This is a genomic window from Pirellulales bacterium, assembly GCA_036499395.1.
GTDB lineage: Bacteria > Planctomycetota > Planctomycetia > Pirellulales > JACPPG01 > JACPPG01.
Window position 1 is genome coordinate 293,290 of sequence record DASYDW010000116.1, and the last position, 20,197, is coordinate 313,486.

Genomic DNA, 20,197 nt, shown 5'->3' on the forward strand with positions numbered 1-20,197 from the left:
CTTTTGCTCCAAAGAAACTGCGATCACTTCGACGTTATCGTCGCTGTGGCAGCGGCGTCTGACTGGGTGGTGGCCGCGTGCCGGGGGGAGCGGTTGCCGTCGTGGCCGTCGTGCTGCTCATGTTTTGCAGTTCCGCCTGCAATTCCTGCAGCGCTTCGTTCACAGCGGGTAACGCCTGCTTTTTGACCTCGGGATGTTCGAGCGGGCCGTCGACGTAAATCGCCATCAATTGTTGACTGGCGCCGCCGAGCACGTCGCTCACGATCGGTACACGCCACTGATCGCGTCCCACGACGGTGTAGAAAACCAGCTGCAGGTGCTTGTCGAGTCCCATTTCGCCAGTACCGCGCAAGCTGATCGCGTCACCGCTGAAGTTGATGCGCTCGAAATAGATATGCTCGCCAGCCAGACGGAAATCGATGTTGCTGGTCGAAAATGCGTGCGTGTCCGGCACGCGCAGACTGAGAATTTTCAACAGCGACACCATCGCCGGCAACTCGTACACGTCGGCGTTGTGCAGCTCGATATGCCCATTCCCTTCGGCCAGATTAAAGCTCGATCCTTGTCCACGAATATTGATCTGGCCGGAAAGGTCGCCCGTCAGTTTCTGCCGGCCGGCAAGAACTTCTTGCGCCAGGCGCGCCAACTGCGCCTGGACGACGACCGCGTCGAAGTTGTAGCGCGATTGCGGGCCAAACGACACCCAGCCGTCGGTGCGCACCGCGCCGCCGCAGCAATGCCCCGTGATCGAACGCTGCCGATCGCCGTTGGCCGCGGGCACGGCGCCGCCGAGCAGCAGCTTTTGATCGTCGATCCACAGCGGGCCGCGCACCTCGGTGAATTGGAAGTCCTTGTACGTCATCGAATCGAGAATCAACTCGCCGCGCGAGCGAAACTCATGGCCGTCGAATTCCCCGCCGAGCCACAGCTTGCCGTTGATGTTCTCCAAAGGCAGGCTGTAGGCCATCCGCACCTGGTGCAGGTCGGCCGTCAGGTCCCAGGCAGCGCGTAGCGGTTCCTGCGGGCGGCCCGAGCTGGAAAGGTCGAATCGTCCGCTCATCGACATCGGTCCCGAGACGTGCATCTCGGTAATCGCCTTCTTCAGCCGCGCCGGCAAGGCCTGCATCAGATCGCGGTCCGTGGTCAACCGGCCACAATCGAGATGATCCAAATGCAGCCGCCAGCCTCCGGAGGCGTCGACTTCGCAAAAACCGCGCCCCGTTACGCGGGTGTTCGGACCATGTTCGGCCGCCAATCGATTCAGAATCACGCGGCCGTTCTCGTAACCGAACTCGCCACGGACCTTATCCAGTCGATAGGGAAAGTAGCGCGGCTCGACGCTGACCGAATCGCGCGCCGGCGTTCCCGCCACGCGGATCTGCGGATCGCGCCAACCCGTCTGATGCACCACATCGACTTGCAGGTCGACAGCGCCCGAGGGATTCAGTTCGTTCCACAACTGCCGCGCCGAGGGGCGCAATGCATCACGCAGCTCCTCCTCCAGCGGCACATTCATGGCCGCGAAGTGCAGAACCAGCACGTCCCCTTCGGGCCCCGGCTTCATATCTCCCTGGCAGCGCACCAGGCCCGTATCGTTTGTGCCTTGCAGATCCTGGAACGTCCAGATTTTGTCGTTGGCCTCGACGATGCCGCGCACGTTGTGCAACGGATAAGGAAACTTGTCGTAGCGGACATCGCAACCATTCAGGCTGATCGAGATGCGGCTGTGAATCGGCTGCCCTGGCTCGCGGCGATAATGAACGAACAGGCCGATCGAGCCCCGCGGATTGAGCGATTCGACGATTTCGCGCGGCTTAGGAGGCAGCGCCAGTGTCAGCTTCTGATCAACGCGCAAGTTGCGCGTGTCGACCGTGAACGAACCGGTCCAATCCGGTCCCGGTTGGCGAATGTCACCGCGCAGGTGTACCTCTTCGATGTCGCTATAGGCGTTCATGTCGACCAGCAACGCATTATTGCGCAGCGTGATCTGTCCGGCCCCATGTTCCAGCCGGTAGGGAAACTTCGGATAAGTGAAGGCCACCTTGTGGCACGAAACGGCGACGTCGGGCGTCCACTGGGTGCCATCGAAACGGAGCGTCGCGTCCAGGTCCACTTCGCCGTCTGGTTGCGATTGCTGCCAGGCTTCTTGATATTTCTCGGGCAGGATGGCGGACAACTGCCGGTCAAGCCTGAGTTGCGTGGCCTTAGCCACGATCACCATCGGCGCCTTCTCGTGAAAGCCATCGCGGCGAACCGCCAGCGCCAACGTGGCAGGGCCACTATTGGCCGTCAGATTGTCGATCGCGAAACCGCCGGTCGTGACGTGGAAGCCGGCCTTCAACTCGGTCAACGGATGCGGCAACCGCGAATCGTCGAGACGGCCGCGATTCAATTCGCCCGTGATATCGTACGTCCAGGGTGTGGCCCCCTTCGGATCGAAACGGACGTCGAATTTGCCGTTTACCTGCCCCCGCAAGGTTTCCAGTAAGTTCAACCCTTGTGGGCATTCGTACGGGATGTCGCGCACCAACTCGGGCGTGACATCCAGACCGTCGACGATGCCGGCCAGCGCGATGCCACCGCTGGCGGGGTCGAACGTGCCCGAGAGCTCGACGCGGCGAATGCTATCCGCGCTGCAATAGCCGGTCAGGGCGAGCAGCGAATGGCCGGGCGTTGTGGGTTGCGACCCACGATAACTGTTCACCTTGAAAAACGCGTCACGCACGGTCAGCGATTTCGGCGTGCTTTTCAAAGGGTCGAAGATTTCGAGAATGGCCGCCTCGATCGTAATCAGCGGCGGCTTGTCGCCGAACTTCGGCAGCGGAAACAGCCGGCTCGTGCTCCACGTGCCGTCGGGGCGATGCGTCGCCCGAATCGTGGGGCGCCGGGCGATCACTTCCGAGATCGACGGCATTCCCTGCAAGAGCGTTTTGATGTCGGTCTTGCAGACCATGAACAGTTCGTCGAGGTACGCGATCTCGGCGTGCGGCCCATCGGCATGCGGATCAACGATCGAAACACCGCGAATCTGGATGCCACCATCGGTCAGACCCGCCGAATGAACGCTGACCTGCAGACCGGTATAGTGCTCGGAGATCTTGGTTTCGACGATTTTCCGCACGGTCTCGTCCAGCCGGCGATACAAATAGGGAGCCGCGGCCAGCGCACCGATAACGGTGGCTACCGCTCCCCATTTGAAGAAGAACCAGCAGAAATTGATCGTCGGCTTGAGAATCGTACGCTTCCTTGCTTACGACGCTTGAACACTCGTTGTCATCCACCCCCTTGCGATCGACCCGGTCACGCTTCGCGTAACTCCGGGTCATCGTCGTCGTCCCATTTTGCGTCCATCGCGGACCACACGAGGACCGCCGCGGCCAGAACGGCCAGCGGCAGCATCGCGGGCTCGCGATAGCGCAACGAACTGACGAAAATCATGTGAATCAGCGTGAAATAAACTGCCGGCAGCCAGCATTGCGCGTACGGCCATCCGCTGGGTGTAAATCGCTCGGCGCCGGCAATCGCCAGCAGCAACAGCGGCACATAAGTCGCCGCGACAACCAGCCGCATCGGCCAACTGCGAAATTCGGATTCGTTGGGCCACACGTTCCACAGCCGCGCGAACTTCACGACTGCCAGTTGCAACGCTCGGCCAGGATGGGTTTCGCTCCATTCGAGCGAAGCCTCGCGCAGCCGGCGATCGAGGCGATATTCGAATGTTTCGCCATCGGCCGGCTCTTGCTCGACTTGCGCGACGAACTCCGGCACAAACGCCATGTCGCTCGCCCCTGTGGCGGTGGGATTCATACCGTCGTAAAGGCTGGCACCGACCTGCAAGGTCGTGGGGATGAAATGCCCCGTCACTTGATAATTGCGCAGCCACCAAGGGCTCATCACGACGGATAATCCCACCAGCATGCACGCGCCAACAAGCAAGTGCCGCTGCATGTTGCGCATCGTCAGCAAGCCCAGGCAGGTCGCGAACGGGGTGTACAACAACCAGCTTGGCCGGACGAGCGTGGCGGCCCCCGCCAAGCAACCGGCCGCGAGCGCAAACGCCAACGTGGCCTTGGTGCTCGCACTTTGCCAAGCGATCGTGCTCGCGATCAACTGCGCGACCAGTAGCGGACAGAAGGCCGCCTCGCTCAGCACAAACACGCTGGTCCCGATCGCGCCGGGATAAAAAGCGACGATCACCGCCGCCAACAGCGCGGCGCGCCGCTCGAACAGCCGTAGCGCCAGCGCATAAACTCCCCACACCGTTAACATTCCGAGCGCGGCATTGAGCACTAGCGCAGCCCACAGCGGCGGCTCGCCATGAAACGCGAGAAACAGCGTGCTGAGAATCAGTGGGTAACCCGGCGTGCGAAAGACTTGCGCCGGCGGCGAACCATATTCGTACGGCGCACCGCGCGCGAGCGCGCCGGCCAGCATCCAATACCCTTCACTGTCGCCGAAAGCGAACTGCACGCCCGGCGGTAGTCGCGATTGCCACCACGCGCCTGCCGCGATGCGCAGCGCGAGCGCAGCGATCAGGACCCACACAAGTGGGCTGCGGGCGACTTTCCAGAAGCTCATGCTAGGGCGGCTCGCGCGAGAGAGGGGAACCACACTCAAATCAGAAAGGCCGCACATGTTACGGCGATTTGCGACACGTGGTCAAGGTAGCTTGCAACGTGATAGCAATGTCGCTTCCGACTCGACGAAGCTGATCTCGATGCTGGCTCCTTTGACCCTTCGTTCCCACCATGCCAGACAGGTCCAAAAGCCTTACGCAATCCGCAAGGTCGCCGAGATTTCAAGCGCGCCCGGAATCTTGGTGGGTTGCGAAAGCTGCATTTTCCACGGGAAATGATTTACCTGGGCCATCCCGGGGTTATACTCCACAGTCCGCCAGGATCTGCTAGCTGTGACGACGCATTCGTCCCGCCCTCTTTTTTCGACTCACTCCGGCACGCAACTCCGACTTTGCCTGATTACAAGACGGTCATGGCAAGGCATTTCGGCGTAGCGCGAACCGTGCGTGACCTAGGCCCGGACGACTGGTTGTTATCCGCTCGCAGGCTGTCAGAACGAAAGGTATGCCGTGCGCGCGGGCGCGCGGCCGGGCATCGCTTCACCCACGACCATGGCAGGCTTGAGTCGTCTTTCGACTCGCGCTGTTTGTCCCGTTGTCGGATTAGATTTGGGAGATTTCGGTAATGCAGTCGAACGGCAAAATCTTCTGGGCCAGCTTTCTGACCCTGATCGCGGCGGGAATGGGCTTTGCCGTTCGTGGTGACGTGTTGGAAGAATGGAGCCGCATCTTCGGCTTTACCAAGACCGAGCTCGGCACGATCACCGGCGGTGGCCTGACGGGCATGGCCTTCACGATCATCGGGTTCAGCCTCTTTGCCGATCGCGTCGGTTACAAGATGCTGCTCATCGGCGCGTTCCTGTTGCACGTCTCGTCGGCCGTCGTCACTTTGGCCGCCACGTTCGTGTTCGAGTCCTCGGGCAAGGACGCCACCTACTGGTGTTTATACATCGGCATGTTCATGTTCTCGCTGGCCAACGGCATGTGCGAGGCGGCCATCAATCCGCTCGTCGCCACGCTCTATCCGAAACAAAAGACGCACTATCTGAACATCTTGCACGCCGGTTGGCCGGGCGGGTTGATCCTGGGAGGCTTGCTGGCGTTCTGCTTCGTGGGTGACGAACAGAAGTGCTTCATAACGCCGCTGCGTTGGGAAATTCCCATGATGTTTTTCCTCGTGCCCACGCTGTGGTACGGCTTCATCACGATCAAGGAAAAGTTCCCCATTTCCGAAGCGCGGGCCGCGGGCATCAACTTCCGAGAGATGCTCGCCGAATTCGCCGCGCCGGTCTTGTTGTTTTTGCTCTTCCTGCACGCCCTGGTCGGCTACGTCGAACTGGGCACCGATAGTTGGATCACGAACATCATGCGGGGCTATATCGCAAATAGCGTGCTGTTGTTGGTCTATACCGCCGGCCTGATGTTTGTGCTGCGATTCTTCGCCGGTCCGATTGTCGAACGCATCAACCCGCTCGGCTTGCTCTTCTTCAGCGCTTGCCTGGGCTGCACCGGCTTGTTCCTGATGGGAAGCATGCTGGCCGCGAAAACAGGACTCGCCGGCATCCTCGTCGCGGCAACGATCTATGGCGTCGGCAAGACGTTCCTCTGGCCCACGATGCTAGGAGTCGTCGGCGAGCGATTCCCCAAGGGGGGCGCCTTGACGATGGGCGCCATGGGAGGCATCGGCATGTTGTCCGCCGGTCTGCTCGGCGGTCCTGGCATTGGTTACACGCAAGATGTCAACGCCACGGCCAAGTTGCGCGAGTTGAGCCCCGCGGTCTTCGAGCAAGTGAAGTCGAACGAAGAGAATCACTTCTTGTTCTTCCCACCGGTCGCCGGGTTCGACGGCACGAAGGTCGCCGAATTGCCCGTCGACGGCACCGCGGCCAAGGAAGTCAAGGAAGCGACCGACTACGGCGGTCAGATGGCGCTAAAGATCACGGCCGGCATACCGGCGACGATGGCCGTCGGATATCTGCTGCTGCTCATCTACTTCCGCGCCATCGGCGGCTACAAGTTGGTCGAGATCAGCCCGACGGGCAAAGAAGTCGAAACCAGCCACCGCCCAACGGCCAAGGAAGCGATCTACGTCGACTCGCGCGCCGACCAGGCGTAACGGGAGTTGCATAAGAGGGCTGCAGCGCAATCCATTGTTAGGATGGAGGCGGACAGGCGCGGATGTGTCAGTTCGTCAACACCCAGTTGCTGCGCAATGTCTTTTTGATCGCTTCCAGTTCGGCAGCGCTAAGCGGCGGCTGGCTTTTTAGCTCTTCCTGTCGCGCCATTGCCTGTTCGACATTAGGTTGTTGCACCAGGCGAACAACACCATTCGAGTCTTCGACCGCAAACCACGTCGGCTGTAATTGTCCGTTCTGCGGATTTGTCGCCGGTAGCCGCAGAGCAAGATTCCCGCCCAATTTGGGTGAAGGATAGCGCACGATCACATGCCCTTTGCCGTTTCCCGTGATGCCGATGAAATCAGAACTTCGTTCCTCCGGTTTGGGGACCTGAATGGAAAAGTACTTGCCGGGTTCGACCACATAGTTATCCGTCCAACTGACACCATCCCGGCGATGTAACTGAAACGCAAACGGGCGGTTGGTGAGGTTGTAGATACGTCCTTCCCCGGGTGGAGGCGTCTGCTGACCCTTTTCCGTTTGCGCATTCTGGGCCGAAGTGATTGCCGGTGCGATCAGAAGAAGCAGCAGCACCTCGAACCAGGATTTCGTGATGTAGTGACGAGCATCCATTGCATTTGATCCTTGCTGGAAACGTTTGACCGCGCAGCCGACAAATTAATTTCGTGTTGGTCAATCAAGAATCGTACTGCGAAGGGTACGGTCACTCAAAGAGCACGATGCCGAACGCAAGCAACGCCATTGCGAATCGATGAACGGCGCCGAGCATGTCTTTCGTACTACCGCATCACTTGTGGAGGAGATGCTAGCAATAGCGTCCCAACGCGCGATTGCCCACTCACGTTCCTCGAGTAAATGTCCTGTCGACCCACGAATCGAGTCATTGGGCCCGACGATTTGCACTCTGAAAACGGGAGTCGGGCGCGACTTTGCCGGTAATTCCGTCTGCGCTAGCGCACTATGACAGCAACGCTAGAGAGCGCGGCTTTCCTTGTCCGTCGTGACACGTAGCGATAAACTACGTTTCCTCAGCGAAACGCAAACGCACAACTTTCGCATCGTCGCGTACAGATAATTGTTTCGCGACGCCAAAATGCACCACTCTTTTCGCAGAGTGGTTTACAAGACAGGAGTGAGAAACATGAAGACGGCTTTGACAGCGGCAGCGATCGTCTTGTTGAGCGTCGTGACGGCCAGCGCCGGAACGTACCGCCTCGACACCGTGCAGTCCGTTCTGCCGGTGAACTACCCGGTCTACGCACCGGCCGTTCCCTACATGGCGCAGGTGCCGGTCGTCGTGCAGCAGCCGGTGATGGCCCCGGCCCCGATGATCGCGCCGGCGCCGATGGTTGCCCCCGCCCCATACATGGCTCCGGCCCCGATCGTGGCCCCCGTGACCACCTACTATGCTCCGGCCCCTCTTTATTACGCTCCTGTGCGTGCCCGGACGATTGTTCGTCCTTGGGGTGCCCGCACGGTGTACCGCTACTGGTAAGCGGTGCTCGATCGATTTAGGCTAGTTCGCACGCGGGGCGTTTGCCCCGCGTCGCGAACGTGGCCTTTCGGCCGCGCGCGAGATCTTGGCCCGCTCGTTCGCGGCACGCACGAATGAAACGTCGGACACACGCGGCGTCGCACGAATCGGTCGCCTCGGGCGGCGCTAATCATTCGCGCCCCTTCATTGATGCCGGCCGAGCATGGCGCTGGGGCGGATCCGCGATTCTGGCCCTGGCGATCTGGTTCACCTATCGCGGATCGCTCGACGGCCCCTTCATCTTCGACGACGTGCCAACGATTGCCGGCAATCTGTCGATCCGAAAACTGTGGCCGCTCGTGAGCTTCTCAGGCGAAATGAGTCCCTTGCAGGCGCCGCCGCAGACCTCGGTACACGCCCGGCCGGTTGTCAATCTGTCGCTGGCCTTGAACTTTTATTTCAGTCAGCTCACGCCGCGCGGCTATCGCATCACCAATGTCGCACTTCACGCGATCGTGGCGATCCTGCTGGCGGCCGTCGTGCGGCGCATGTTGCGTCTCGACTTCTTTCAAGGCAAGTTCGCCGACGTCGCTGACCCGCTCTCGTTCGCCACGGCACTTCTTTGGGCGCTGCACCCGCTCGACACCGAATGCGTGGCCTATGTCACGCAGCGCAGCGACGTGATGGCAGGCTTGTTCTATTTGCTGACTATGTACGCGGCTCAGCTTTACTGGTCGAGCGCGACGAATCGATCGCGTGCCTTGTCCTTGCTGCTGGCCGTCGTGGCTTGCCAGCTAGGCATGTTCAGCAAAGAGATGATGGCCTCGGCACCGGCGATGGTCCTGCTCTACGAGCGAACATTCATCGCCGGATCGTTCTGGGGCGCGATCCGCCGGTCCTGGCCGCTGTACCTGGGCCTGGCGATACCACTTGTGACGTTGGTCGCGCTGAATCTAAGTGGCCCTCGCACGCCGGCCGCGGGCTTTGGCCTGGGCGTATCGGCGCATGAGTGGTGGTTCACGCAAGCCAAGGTCCTGTTTTTGTATTTGAAGCTGGTCATCTGGCCGTGGCCGCTGGTGATTCATTACGAGATGCCCTATCTCGAGACGTTTCGTGACGCCTGGCCATGGGTAATTCCGTCGGCGCTCTTGGCGATCGCGGTCGCCATCCTCACCCTGCGACGGACTACGATCGGCTTCGCCGGAACCTGGTTCTTTGCCGTGCTCTCTCCGACGCTGTTGATCCCGTTGATTATCGAGATCGCCGCCGAGCGCCGTGTGTATGTGCCGCTGATGGCGCTGGTGCCATGCTTCGTGGTCGGCTGTTATGCGCTGTTGCGCTATGCGCTGCCAGCAGCGACGAAGCATCACGCGCCGGTCGGCGTCAATCGCCCGCTCGTATTCACGATGACCGCGGCCGTCGCGCTCGCCGCCGTGTACAGCCAGGTCGACGTTAATCGGCTGACGGTTTACACCGATAAGTTTCTTTTTTGGAACGATGCGGCGATGCGTCAGCCCGATAGTCACCTCGTCCAACTCAACCTGGGGGGCGTGTGCGAAAGCGAAGGCCAGCGCGACGAGGCCATCGTGCATTACCGCCGGGCGCTCGAGTTGAATCCGAATATGTACATGCCGCACTTCCGGCTAGCCGATGCACTAGGCGCCGTCGGAAAGTACGACGAAGCGGAACCGCACTATCGCGAGGCGATTCGCTACAACCCTGAAATGGCGTCCGCGCATTACGGCCTGGGTCAGGTCTTGCGCAGTCGCGGCGAGACGACCGAAGCCAAGGAACAACTCGAATTGGCCGTGCGGCTGTACCCCGGCTTTGCCCGCGCGCATTTTGCCTTGGCCTCGATGGCCGAGGAAAGTGGCGCGTCGGCATCGGCCCAAAAGCATTACGAGCAAGCCATTCACGGCCAGCCAAATTTCCCCGCGGCCCGGCGTGCGTTAGGGCTGCTTTTGATGCGCGCCGGAAAGGTGGACGAGGCGATCGAGCAATTTCGCCGCATGCCTCCCTCGGCAGACGCCTGCGGAAACCTGGCGATCGCCTATTCGCGCCTCGGTCGCGCGCAAGAGGCGCTCGCCATGGCCCAAACCGGCGCGGCGATGGCCCGCTCGCAAGGACAAATGGCCGACGCCAACCGCCTCGCAACTTGGGCCAGCGAATATCAAGCGTCGCTCAAGAAAGCCAATTCCCCCGCGCCGACGACCGATGCCCCCAACGAATCGGCAGCGCCCGCCGCGCCTCGTTGATCACGCTAAGCCCGTTGACCTCGATAAGTCATTGCCGCGCGCGGTTTTGCGCGACGGGCGATCTCGGGCAGCGATTCTTCATGCCCGAGGATCATGAACACGTCCCCAAGGGCCAACGGGGTTTCCGGCTGCGGCGCACGAATCACGGTTCCGTCGGCCTTCTTCACGGCCACCACGACGAACCCGCCCTGCCCGCTGACCTCGACGTTCCCCACTTTTTGACCGATGAGCGGCGACCCGGGCTTTAGCTCGATATCGGTCAGCTCCAGGCCAATCAGCTTGAGTTCCTCGTTCAGATTTGTCTTGCCAATGGCTTCTTGCAGCAAATCCTCGGCCGAGGGCCGGATGATCATGTGCGCGATCTTGGTCGCGCCAATCAACGTCGGCAATACGACTCGATTCGCGCCTGAGCGCATCAGCTTCTTCTCGGTCGAAGGATCCTCGGCCCGGGCGATGATCTGGATCGTAGGATTCAAATCGCGAGCCGTGAGCGTCACGAATACGTTGGCCGTATCGTCCGAGAGGACCGCCGCCATCATGCGGGCCCTTCCGATGCCCGCTACCTCGAGCGTGCGCTCGTCCGATGCGCTGCCGAGCAAAGTCAGGTATCCGGCCGCTTGAGCTTCGGCAATGCGGCTCTCAGAGTTGTCGATAATGACGAAATCCTGCTTCGCAGCCTTCAAATCACTGGCCAGCATCTGGCCCACCCGACCGTAACCGCAGATCAGCGTGTGGTTCGTGAGTTGCTCGATTCCTTTTGACATGCGTCGAGTTCCCAATACGCGGTTGATCTCGCCCTCGGCGAGCATTTGTACGAATCCCCCCACGACGTAAATTCCCGACGAACAGCCGGCGATAATGACGCCCATCGTGAAGATCTTCAGGGCCGGATTGTCCAGCGGCTTGGTTTCCCCGTAGCCGACGCCGAAGACCGTAATCACGACCATGTAGATGGCGTCGAGCAGTTGCCAGCCGGCCAACATGTAGCCGGCCACCGCCCCCACGCAGGTGAGGCCAAAGATCGTGGCGCCAACAACGATACGCCGCATCGAACTGTTCATTCGGAGCGCGGCCAGAAGGAACGTGGGAAAGAGCAGGAAAGACGCCTGCCGGGTACATACGCAAATTCTGCGCCGGCATTCTTCGGCGGATCGAGCGGATGCTGCAAGTCACAAGCATTCAAGGGTTTCGATCCGACCCCCGCTTTGCTTTCTTCGCGCCGTGGCCGATCGTGCCCAATTGCTGGGCATCGGCCGCACGCGAATTATCAAACCGTCGATCCGCGCCTGCTGACGTTACGAAGTTAGCGCTGTAGGATTGCGAAGCGTTCCTGACAGCCGCCCGCGCGCGGGCGGCACACCGTGACAATTCCAGGCGAATTCCGAGCATGACCGACGATCCAAACAGCCCGCCCGAACCATCCGCCGCCACGCCCGCCCCTGCTGCGGCGCAACCGGCCAGTGCCGCAGCGCAACCGGCCCCGCCCTCGCCCGAAGTCCTGAAGGCGGCGATGAAAGCCTTCAAAAAACGCTTAAAGCTAACCCAGCTCGACGACGCCTCGCGCATCGGCCGCAGCCCCATGAGCGCCGGCGGCCATTCCTCGATCGCGGGCATCACGCCCCCGGATCAATATCCCAAGGCCGTGTGGGAAGAGTTGGCCAACCAAGGAAAACTGCACCGCGCCGGGCACGGCACGTACTCGATGGGCAAGTAAATCGGGCGTCGAATGCTTCGCCAGATGCGGACCTCACGTCGAGTAAATCCACCGGCCGAGAAAAAGCGTCGGCAGCAGCAATAGCAAGATCACGATCGCCCACGGCACACCTCGCACCGCGTAGCACGCCACGGCATCGATCACGACCAGAGACAGGATGCATTCCTTCACCGCGAGTTGCACGCGCTTGGGAATCGGCTCGGCAATCGCCGCCACTGGTCGGCGCAGAATCAATAACGCCAACAGCCCCCACAGCACATACCACCGCTCGCCAATCTCTAAGGCGTAGCGCGGCGCCCAGCCCACGGGCAGCGCATCGTCGATCATGGAAGGAAAATAGGCGACCAGCGCCAAACCGGCAGCCATGACCACGCTGGCCAGCCCCAAACTCATGCGGTTGCTGACGCGCGCCTCGGTGCGGGCGAACCAGGTAACGCCCGTGATATAGACGCCCAGTCCCGCGGCAACCACATAGTGGATCGTATGCCAAGGGCCGGCCGCGGTGCTCGCGCCGAGAAGAATATTCAGCGTTCGACAGCTCCCCATGACGAGCGGAGCAATCGGCGTGCGCTTCAGTACTCGATCATACGCCAGCACGGCCACGGCCAACGTCGTGGCCACGATGCCCGAGCGAGCGTTACCTTCCAAGGCGCTGACGGACCACCCCAAGGCCACGCCCGCCCCCAGCATCACACCGCCGGTGTGCAATGCCAGGCCGAGGGGAATTCGGCCCGAGGGTAACGGCCTTGCCGGCCGCTGCTGGCGATCGACCGCGAAATCGAAAACGTCGTTCAGCACCATGCCCGACGTGTAGAGCAGGCACGACGCAACTAACAGCAGCGCGAACGTCCACCACGGCTCGAGCGCGTCGTGAACCAACAGATAGCCGAGAAAAATATCGGCCATCGCCGTAAAAACGTTCGGCAGGCGAAACAGTTGCAGCCAGGCCCGCGCCGTCATGCGCGGCGATTCCTCGTCCAGCTCGGGCACCACGGCTTCAGAATTGGTCGCCATAAACGTCGCCCCGCAAGCGATGCTGTTGGGTGCCCTGTGGCACCGGATTATTGCGCATTGGTTTATTGCGCATCAGGCCCCGCACGCCGCAGCCTGCGCCGACTTAACGCTTCAATGCGATTCCCGCCTTTTGCATTTCCCCGGTCACAAAAGCATACGCCTCGCGGGCCGCTTCGTCGGGTTGATCGATGTAGGGATACAGTTCGACCGTGATCCAACCGTCGTAATTCGTCGACTGAATCGCTTTCAGCACGGCCAGAAAATCGATCGCCCCATGTCCGGGAATCAGGTGGCGATGCACCCGGGTTGAGGCGATATCCTCGAAATGGTAATGCCGCGCGTAGGGGGCCATCTGCGCGACCCACTCTTGTGGATCTTCGCCGACGCAAAACGCGTGGCCGATATCGAAGTTCAATCCCACCCACGGCGAATCGATGCGCTCGACGAACTCCAGGAACTGACCGAAGCGCTCGATCATCAGATCCGGCTCGGGCTCGATCAGCAGGCCCACTTCCAATCGCTCGGCAACTTCCACGCAGGGCATCAACTCTTCGTAAAAGATGTCGGCCGCCTCGCGCCACGATTGCCCCGGCGCCAGCGGGCCCCCCGGTTCTGTCTGCAGATTCTTCGCCCCGACTTCCTTTGCCAGGACCAGGGCCCGCTTCGTGTGCTCGCGGCGGATCGCGCGATAGTTCGGATCCGGCTCGATCCACGAAGGATGCCAGTACGGCTGACGAGGGTCAGCCACGGCGTTCATCATGAAGCCATTGACGTTCGACACCGTCAAATTGTGCGCGGCCAAACAATCACGAATCGCCTGTCGCCGCTCGGGCAGCAAACCCACGGGCCACGCGTGCGGAACATCTGCCAACAATTCGATGCCCGTATATCCGGCGGCCGCGATCCGCGCAATCGCCTCTTCGATGGGAAACTGCGTATAGGCGTTCGAGCTAAAAGCGAGTTGCATCGCGCAATTGATCTTTTCGGGTGGGCGAGGTGAAATGACCTGGGACATTCCCCGGCCAGGCAGGCAAAAATCGCAGGCTGCCTATTCTATTCTATGATAGCCACAGGCGTTAGAGCCCCGCACCGCGGCGGCAGATCGACCGCCAGAACCCGCAGTACCGGACTCATTACGCGACACTCGCTCACCACGCCTGCCCCGCACGCCGAGATCTCCATGACTGATCGCCCGCTCGAAGATTGGGAAGAACCCGAACCGGACGACGAGGACGATACCTCGGACGACGAATACGTCTGCCCCAACTGCAAAGCGAACGTCTACGAGGATTGCGAGCGCTGCCCCGCGTGCGGTGATTACATTACTCCCCAGCGTGCGGGCGTCTCGGCACTGGGCGGAACTTGGGTCTGGCTGACCGCGCTCGGGCTGTTGATCCTGCTGGTTCTCGGCGCCCTGTTCGCCTATTGACCGCGCTGGGCTTGCTTATCGCGGCACCCGAGAAGAACTTCAACTGCTGGCGCTGCGATAACTCTTTAGCGCATTGGTGAACAGCCAGCGCGAGCCGACGAGGCTGACCACCGTCACCAGCAGTGCGAACCCGGCCAGCGGCCAGTTCTGCGTCTCGAGCGGCTGCGCCAGAATCCGCGCCGGCACGTTCACCACGACCAGGATCGGAATCGCGAAGGTGAAAATCTGCCGCAGCGGCGTACCGATTGGCCCTTCGTAGATTTCCATCGGATAGCGCGAGAAATTCGTGATGTAGAACCAGAAGTCGTACAGGTTTTGGTTTCTACCCATCCACACGGTCAAGCTGGATAGCGCGATCATCAGGGCATATAGCATCGCGACGCCGCACAGCATATACACCGGATACAGCAGCCACTGCACGGGATGCGGCACCGTGTCGAGCTTCAACAGCGAGTAGACCAGCACCACGCAGGCAAACAGAAAGTTCGACAGTGTCGACCACTCGATGCGCGAGAACGAGATCAGAAACTGCGTATCGATCGGCTTCAACAACGCGAAGTCGAGATTGCCCGTGCGAATCAATTCGCTGAACTCGCTCAGGTTGGGCATGAAGAACGCCCCGACCAGGCTGTTGGCGAACAGCGTGGTCGCCAGGAAGATCAGAAACTGGTACTTGCCCCATCCTCCTTCCATCCCGATCGACGGAGCAAACTCGAAAATCAGCAGGTAGAACGCCAGTTGGATCGCCACCCACGACAGCGATGCCACGCAGTCGATGATGAAATTCGCGCGGAACGTCATGTCCCGCACCAGACTGTTGCGGGCGAATGTGAGAAAAACGCGCCAGTAGGAAGGACGCTCGCTGATCACTCTCGATCACCCTCCATATCCGCTGTACCGCTTAAAGCCCAACTTCAGAATCATCCGGCTGGCGATCATAAAGAACACGACCCAGCCGACCTGCACCACCAGCCCCACGACCAGGTCGCGGCCCGCGATCTTTCCTAGAAACACCGCCACGGGAAAGTACGCCATGTACGGAATGGGCAACAGGTCCACGATCTGCCGCGCCATCCCCGGCAGAATATCGATTGGAAACATCTGCCCCGAGAAAAAGAAGCTGAACAATTGGTAGACGAACAGCAGCGAACTGACTTCGAGAATCCAGAAGCCAACCATGCCCAACGTCGCTTCCAGAAAAAATCCCAGCAGGAACGACAGCACCAGCGACAGTAGAAACGCCACCATCGTCGTCGCGTCAGGCCAGCCCGAGAAAAACCCTCGGCACAAGTAGAAGATCAGCGCGTACGGTCCAATCGCCACCATGTAATAGACCAGCTTGTGGGCCACGCGCGACAGCAGCAAAAAGCCCATCATGTCGATCGGCTGGATCATGAACTTTTTGATCTCGCCATTGCGAATCTGCAGGGCAATGGTCGACGCCAACCCCGGCATGCTGGAAAAAGCCCGGCTGACGTTCGTCAGGAGCAGATACGCGATCATCTCGTCGTAGGTGTAGCCGGCCAAGGTCGAGCGATTGCGCGCCTCGAACACGGCGCTCCACAGAAAGACCTGCGTCACGAATGGCAGGAAGCGCATCAGCGTGCCCAGCGCAAAGTCGGCCCGATAAACGAGCCGCTCTTCCAGACAGATCCGCAGGATCGTCCACCAGGTGTGTACGCGGGCGTACAAAAGAACTTTCCCCTCACCCTGCCCTCTCCCAGAGGGAGAGGCGTTGAATACCTAAACCACTCGTTCGGCCGCGTGATCGATCGCCGCTTCGTCGGTCGGCGCTTCGCCGGCCGTCGAGAACATTTCGGCGATCACTTCTTCCAGCGGCGGATCTTCGACCGTGACGTCTTCGATCGCGTACCGGGCGAGAACGCCGCTCAAAACGTCGGCCACGGCTCGTCGCTCGACCTTGATTTTTACTTTCGGCGCCTGCTGCTCGATCACCTCGCCGTAGCGAGTCAGATCGTTCGGCATCCGCTCCTCGCCGTCGGCGAACAATAGCGTCACGATCTTGTGATTGCTGAAGCGGTCGATGATGCCCGACAGTGATCCGTCGTAAATAATTCCCCCGTGCGCGATGATCACGACCCGCTTGCACAACGCGGCTACGTCCTTCATGTAGTGGCTCGTCAGCAGGATCGTAATCCGCCGCAACTGCTGATAATGCCGCAAGAACAACTGGATGTTGTGCTGCGCGATGACGTCCAATCCGATGGTTGGCTCGTCGAGGAACAGCACCTCGGGCGAGTGTAGCAGGGCCGCGATCAGTTCCATCTTCATACGCTCGCCCAGCGACAGCTCGCGCACCGGCTGGCTCAGCAATCTGCCAACCCCTAGCAGATCGACCAATTCGTCGCGGGTCCGGGCAAACCGCTCGGGCTCGATCATGTAGATCTGCTGATGCAGTCGAAACGACTCTTGCGCCGGCAGGTCCCACCACAGTTGATTCTTCTGGCCCATCACCAGGGCGAAGCGCCGACGATAGGCGTTCTCGCGCTTCCAGGGGACGTGCCCCATGACGCGGGCCGTGCCGCCGGAAGGCGTGATCACACCCGACAGGAGCTTGAGCGTCGTGGTCTTGCCGGCACCGTTCGGGCCGAGGAAGGCCACGAACTCCCCCTGCTCGACCGTTAGGTCGATGCCGCGCACCGCTTCGACCGTCCGGTACTTACGACGGAACAGTCCGCGCATCGAGGCCATCAGCCCCTCGCGCTTCTGATACACCCGATAGGCCTTCGACAGCCCTTCTATTTCGATGATCGCCATGCGTGGGGATTATAGGTTTGATTGTCTGGAAAATGAACGACCCTCTGCTCGAGCCCCGACGGTGGCGCGGGAACGGCCAAGGTGCCCGATCGCTGGGAAATCGATTAATGAGCCTATCTGCCCACTGGAGTCGTGCGGTAGACAACGTCAGCTTCGGGAAACAGCTCTGTAGCGAGAATCTCGGCCGGTGTCGGCGCTTCTTGAAACACGATCGAGAAGACACTCCGATCTCCCATTAGTTCCCGCAGGTACGAGGGCTCCTTGTCGGGATCCCCAAAACGAGCATGACCCCAGTTGCCGCCGAACGGCTGATCAATGACGGTCGCCCCGTTTTCCTGGAATTGACGCAGTGTCGCCGCACGTCGATGAACCGTATTCGCTTCACTGACGAGCCATACCGCCAATGCAGTAACGACGAGGAGCGCACCGGCAAGGCTGAACTGTAAGTGACGTCGATTAACGGAATGGGCCATGCGTGTCTCGCCTAGTGCCGTAAGTCCATAATAGCCTTCGCCGCGCGAACGGTTCTGCCCGTGTTAGACACTTTGCTCCGCCCTGCGCGCCTCGCGTTGTCCGGTTTCGGGCATTTGGCTATAATCCCCCACCTGCGACGGTTGCGCCATTTCCCTTGGGAAGGCTGGGAGAACGAGCCACGAGCGGTATGCGAGTCGGTATTGGCCACGACACCCATCGGCTGGTGCCCGGAGGGCCGTTGCGGTTGGGGGGAATCGACGTTCCGCACGAGCTGGGAGCGTTCGGCCATAGCGATGCCGACGTGCTACTGCACGCAGTGACGGACGCGCTGCTTGGCGCCAGCTCCCTGGGGGACATTGGCGAGTTGTTTCCGGATACCGATCCGGCGAATCGCGGCCGCGACTCGGCCGATATGCTCACGGTTGCCTACCAGCGGGTGCAGGCAGCCGGCTATCGGATCGTGAATCTGGATTGCATCGTGTTCGCCCAGCGGCCTAAGCTCTCACCTTATAAGGAGACGATACGCCAGCGCCTGGCGACCCTGCTTTCGATTCCCGCGGACTGCGTGGGATTGAAGGCCAAAACCGGCGAGGCCGTTGGGCCTGTCGGCCGACAGGAAGCCATCATGGCCGAGTGCGTCGTACTACTCGAGCAATGCTGACCAAGGACCCCATCCACTCGTCCGCCCGAACCCACGCCCCCACACCGACTATGTCGATCCGCGTTTATAACACGCTGTCGAAGACCAAAGAGCCCTTCGAGCCGGTCACGCCTGGCAAGGTGGGCATTTATCTTTGCGGTCCCACGGTTTACAAGCCAAGCCATATTGGACACATGGTTGGGCCGGTGATCTTCGACGCCGTGAAGCGCTACCTGGTCTATTGCGGCTACGACGTGACGTGGGTCGTCAATATCACCGACGTCGACGATAAGCTCATCGCCGAATCGAACGCCCGCGGCATGACCATGGCCGCCTTGGCCGACGAGATGACGGCCGACTACATGGACAACCTGGCCGCGATGGGGGTCGACACCATCGACCACTTCCCCCGCGCCACGGCCACGATGGACGATATCATCGCGATCACTCAGAAGCTGATCGACAAAGGCTATGCCTATGCGGCCGACGGGGACGTTTATTTCGATGTCACGCGCGACTCGGAATACGGCAAGCTGAGCAACCGCTCGATCGAATCAATGCATGGCGACGGCGGCGAAATGGCAGGCCGCAAGCGCGCAGCGGCCGACTTCGCCCTGTGGAAAAGCGCCAAGCCCGGCGAGCCGTCATGGGACAGCCCGTGGGGCAAAGGCCGCCCCGGCTGGCACATCGAGTGCTCGGCCATGAGCAGCAAGCTGCTGGGCGAGACGTTCGACATTCACGGCGGCGGCTTGGACCTCGTCTTTCCCCATCACGAAAACGAAATCGCGCAAAGCGAATGCGCCCACGGCAAGCCGCAGGCTAAATACTGGATGCACAACGGCCTGATGCAGGCTTCGAGCGAAGTCGGCAAGCTGGGCGGTCGCAACACGCGCGAAATCGATGCCGGCGATCAGGCCGCGCAAGAGTCAGGCAAGCTCGGCAAATCCAAGGGCGCTAGCGCCTTCCGCGATCTTCTCAAGAAATTCACTGGCGAAACGATTCGTTACTTCGTCCTCTCGACCCACTACCGCCGGCCGATCGACTTCAGCGAAGAGCGGATCACCGAAGTCGAAAAAGGCCTCAGCGCCTTCTATCGCTTCTTCGGGCGCTACGAGCGCGTCACCGGCGAGAATTTTTACAGCATCACAGCTTCGAAGATTCGCACCGCAGGCGACCAGGCCGCCGCCGACGCGGCGCTTCCCGCGGAATTGCGAACGTTCCGCGAGCGCTTCCTGGCCTCGATGGATGACGATTTCAATACCGGCGGCGCGATCGGCGTCCTGCACGAGTTGGTCACGGCTCTGAATCGTTTAGTCGAAACCGGCAGCCTGGAAGGGGCCGGCAAAAGCAATGCTCCGGCCGTCGCGGGCTTGAAGGCCGGCACACGTACGCTACGCGAACTGGCGTCAACGCTCGGCCTGTTCCGCGCAGCACCGAAACCTCTCTCAAGCTCGGACGATGGGCTGACCAGCAAATTGCTCGAGTTGATGGTCGCCCTGCGGGCCGAGGCACGAAAGACTAAGAACTTCGCCCTATCGGACCAAATCCGCGATCGCCTGGCGGCCCTGGGAGTCACGTTAGAAGACCGCCCCGACGGCACCGGCTGGACGATTCAAAAATAGTCGGCAGAGCGCAGCAGGTAGAGGACAGTTGAATGCATTCTCAAACCCGCCCAGCATCGCCTCTGTCCTGTTTACTGCTACTT

At 60.8% G+C, this 20,197-nt stretch carries 17 protein-coding genes; 7 read left to right on the forward strand and 10 right to left on the reverse strand.

The genetic code is table 11. The features are described from left to right. Positions 1-34: 34 nt before the first annotated feature. Both VGN12_21305 and VGN12_21310 read right to left on the reverse strand, forming a co-directional pair. Positions 35-3,121 (reverse strand): AsmA-like C-terminal region-containing protein, encoded by a 3,087-nt coding sequence (locus VGN12_21305; GenBank protein ID HEY4311999.1) that lies wholly within the window; start codon positions 3,119-3,121, stop codon positions 35-37. A gap of 179 nt (positions 3,122-3,300) precedes the next feature. Further along, the gene (locus VGN12_21310) at positions 3,301-4,578 is read right to left on the reverse strand and encodes a glycosyltransferase family 39 protein (protein ID HEY4312000.1); all 1,278 of its coding nucleotides are present in this window, start codon (positions 4,576-4,578) and stop codon (positions 3,301-3,303) included. A gap of 623 nt (positions 4,579-5,201) precedes the next feature. Here VGN12_21310 and VGN12_21315 point away from each other — a divergent pair. Next, the gene (locus VGN12_21315) at positions 5,202-6,692 is read left to right on the forward strand and encodes an MFS transporter (protein HEY4312001.1); all 1,491 of its coding nucleotides are present in this window, start codon (positions 5,202-5,204) and stop codon (positions 6,690-6,692) included. Between the two features lie 67 nt (positions 6,693-6,759). Here the strand turns inward: VGN12_21315 and VGN12_21320 are convergent, their stop codons facing one another. After that, a complete protein-coding gene (locus tag VGN12_21320; protein HEY4312002.1) occupies positions 6,760-7,326 on the reverse strand; it encodes a hypothetical protein in 567 nt (188 codons plus the stop codon). A gap of 529 nt (positions 7,327-7,855) precedes the next feature. Between VGN12_21320 and VGN12_21325 the strand changes: the two genes are divergently transcribed. Next, positions 7,856-8,209: a hypothetical protein gene (locus VGN12_21325; protein HEY4312003.1), complete on the forward strand. Its 354-nt coding sequence runs from the start codon at positions 7,856-7,858 to the stop codon at positions 8,207-8,209. 113 nt (positions 8,210-8,322) lie between these two features. Then, positions 8,323-10,443, forward strand: a complete 2,121-nt coding sequence (locus VGN12_21330; GenBank protein ID HEY4312004.1) for a tetratricopeptide repeat protein — start codon at positions 8,323-8,325, stop codon at positions 10,441-10,443. 5 nt (positions 10,444-10,448) lie between these two features. Here VGN12_21330 and VGN12_21335 read toward each other — a convergent pair whose 3' ends face one another. Next, complete coding sequence (locus VGN12_21335) at positions 10,449-11,492, reverse strand: potassium channel protein (GenBank protein ID HEY4312005.1); 1,044 nt, start codon at positions 11,490-11,492, stop codon at positions 10,449-10,451. A 338-nt stretch (positions 11,493-11,830) separates the two neighbouring features. Between VGN12_21335 and VGN12_21340 the strand changes: the two genes are divergently transcribed. Continuing rightward, positions 11,831-12,157: a hypothetical protein gene (locus VGN12_21340; protein ID HEY4312006.1), complete on the forward strand. Its 327-nt coding sequence runs from the start codon at positions 11,831-11,833 to the stop codon at positions 12,155-12,157. 33 nt (positions 12,158-12,190) lie between these two features. Here VGN12_21340 and VGN12_21345 read toward each other — a convergent pair whose 3' ends face one another. Both VGN12_21345 and VGN12_21350 read right to left on the reverse strand, forming a co-directional pair. Continuing rightward, the gene (locus tag VGN12_21345) at positions 12,191-13,171 is read right to left on the reverse strand and encodes a UbiA family prenyltransferase (protein HEY4312007.1); all 981 of its coding nucleotides are present in this window, start codon (positions 13,169-13,171) and stop codon (positions 12,191-12,193) included. Positions 13,172-13,274: 103 nt separating this feature from the next. Continuing rightward, entirely contained in the window at positions 13,275-14,138 is an 864-nt protein-coding gene (locus VGN12_21350; protein ID HEY4312008.1) for a sugar phosphate isomerase/epimerase family protein, read from the reverse strand. A 213-nt stretch (positions 14,139-14,351) separates the two neighbouring features. On the opposite strand from VGN12_21350, the gene VGN12_21355 reads away from it, so the two are divergent. Next, complete coding sequence (locus tag VGN12_21355) at positions 14,352-14,600, forward strand: hypothetical protein (protein HEY4312009.1); 249 nt, start codon at positions 14,352-14,354, stop codon at positions 14,598-14,600. 39 nt (positions 14,601-14,639) lie between these two features. Here the strand turns inward: VGN12_21355 and VGN12_21360 are convergent, their stop codons facing one another. The 4 genes from VGN12_21360 to VGN12_21375 form a co-directional block, all read right to left on the reverse strand. Then, the gene (locus tag VGN12_21360) at positions 14,640-15,470 is read right to left on the reverse strand and encodes an ABC-2 family transporter protein (protein HEY4312010.1); all 831 of its coding nucleotides are present in this window, start codon (positions 15,468-15,470) and stop codon (positions 14,640-14,642) included. 6 nt (positions 15,471-15,476) lie between these two features. Next, positions 15,477-16,292, reverse strand: a complete 816-nt coding sequence (locus VGN12_21365; protein HEY4312011.1) for an ABC transporter permease — start codon at positions 16,290-16,292, stop codon at positions 15,477-15,479. Positions 16,293-16,343: 51 nt separating this feature from the next. Next, positions 16,344-17,378 (reverse strand): ABC transporter ATP-binding protein, encoded by a 1,035-nt coding sequence (locus tag VGN12_21370; protein HEY4312012.1) that lies wholly within the window; start codon positions 17,376-17,378, stop codon positions 16,344-16,346. A 113-nt stretch (positions 17,379-17,491) separates the two neighbouring features. Further along, the gene (locus tag VGN12_21375; GenBank protein HEY4312013.1) at positions 17,492-17,851 is read right to left on the reverse strand and encodes a hypothetical protein; all 360 of its coding nucleotides are present in this window, start codon (positions 17,849-17,851) and stop codon (positions 17,492-17,494) included. 188 nt (positions 17,852-18,039) lie between these two features. Between VGN12_21375 and ispF the strand changes: the two genes are divergently transcribed. After that, positions 18,040-18,513 (forward strand): 2-C-methyl-D-erythritol 2,4-cyclodiphosphate synthase, encoded by a 474-nt coding sequence (ispF, locus tag VGN12_21380; GenBank protein HEY4312014.1) that lies wholly within the window; start codon positions 18,040-18,042, stop codon positions 18,511-18,513. Between the two features lie 50 nt (positions 18,514-18,563). Continuing rightward, a complete protein-coding gene (cysS, locus tag VGN12_21385; GenBank protein ID HEY4312015.1) occupies positions 18,564-20,114 on the forward strand; it encodes a cysteine--tRNA ligase in 1,551 nt (516 codons plus the stop codon). The last annotated feature ends 83 nt before the right edge of the window (positions 20,115-20,197 follow it).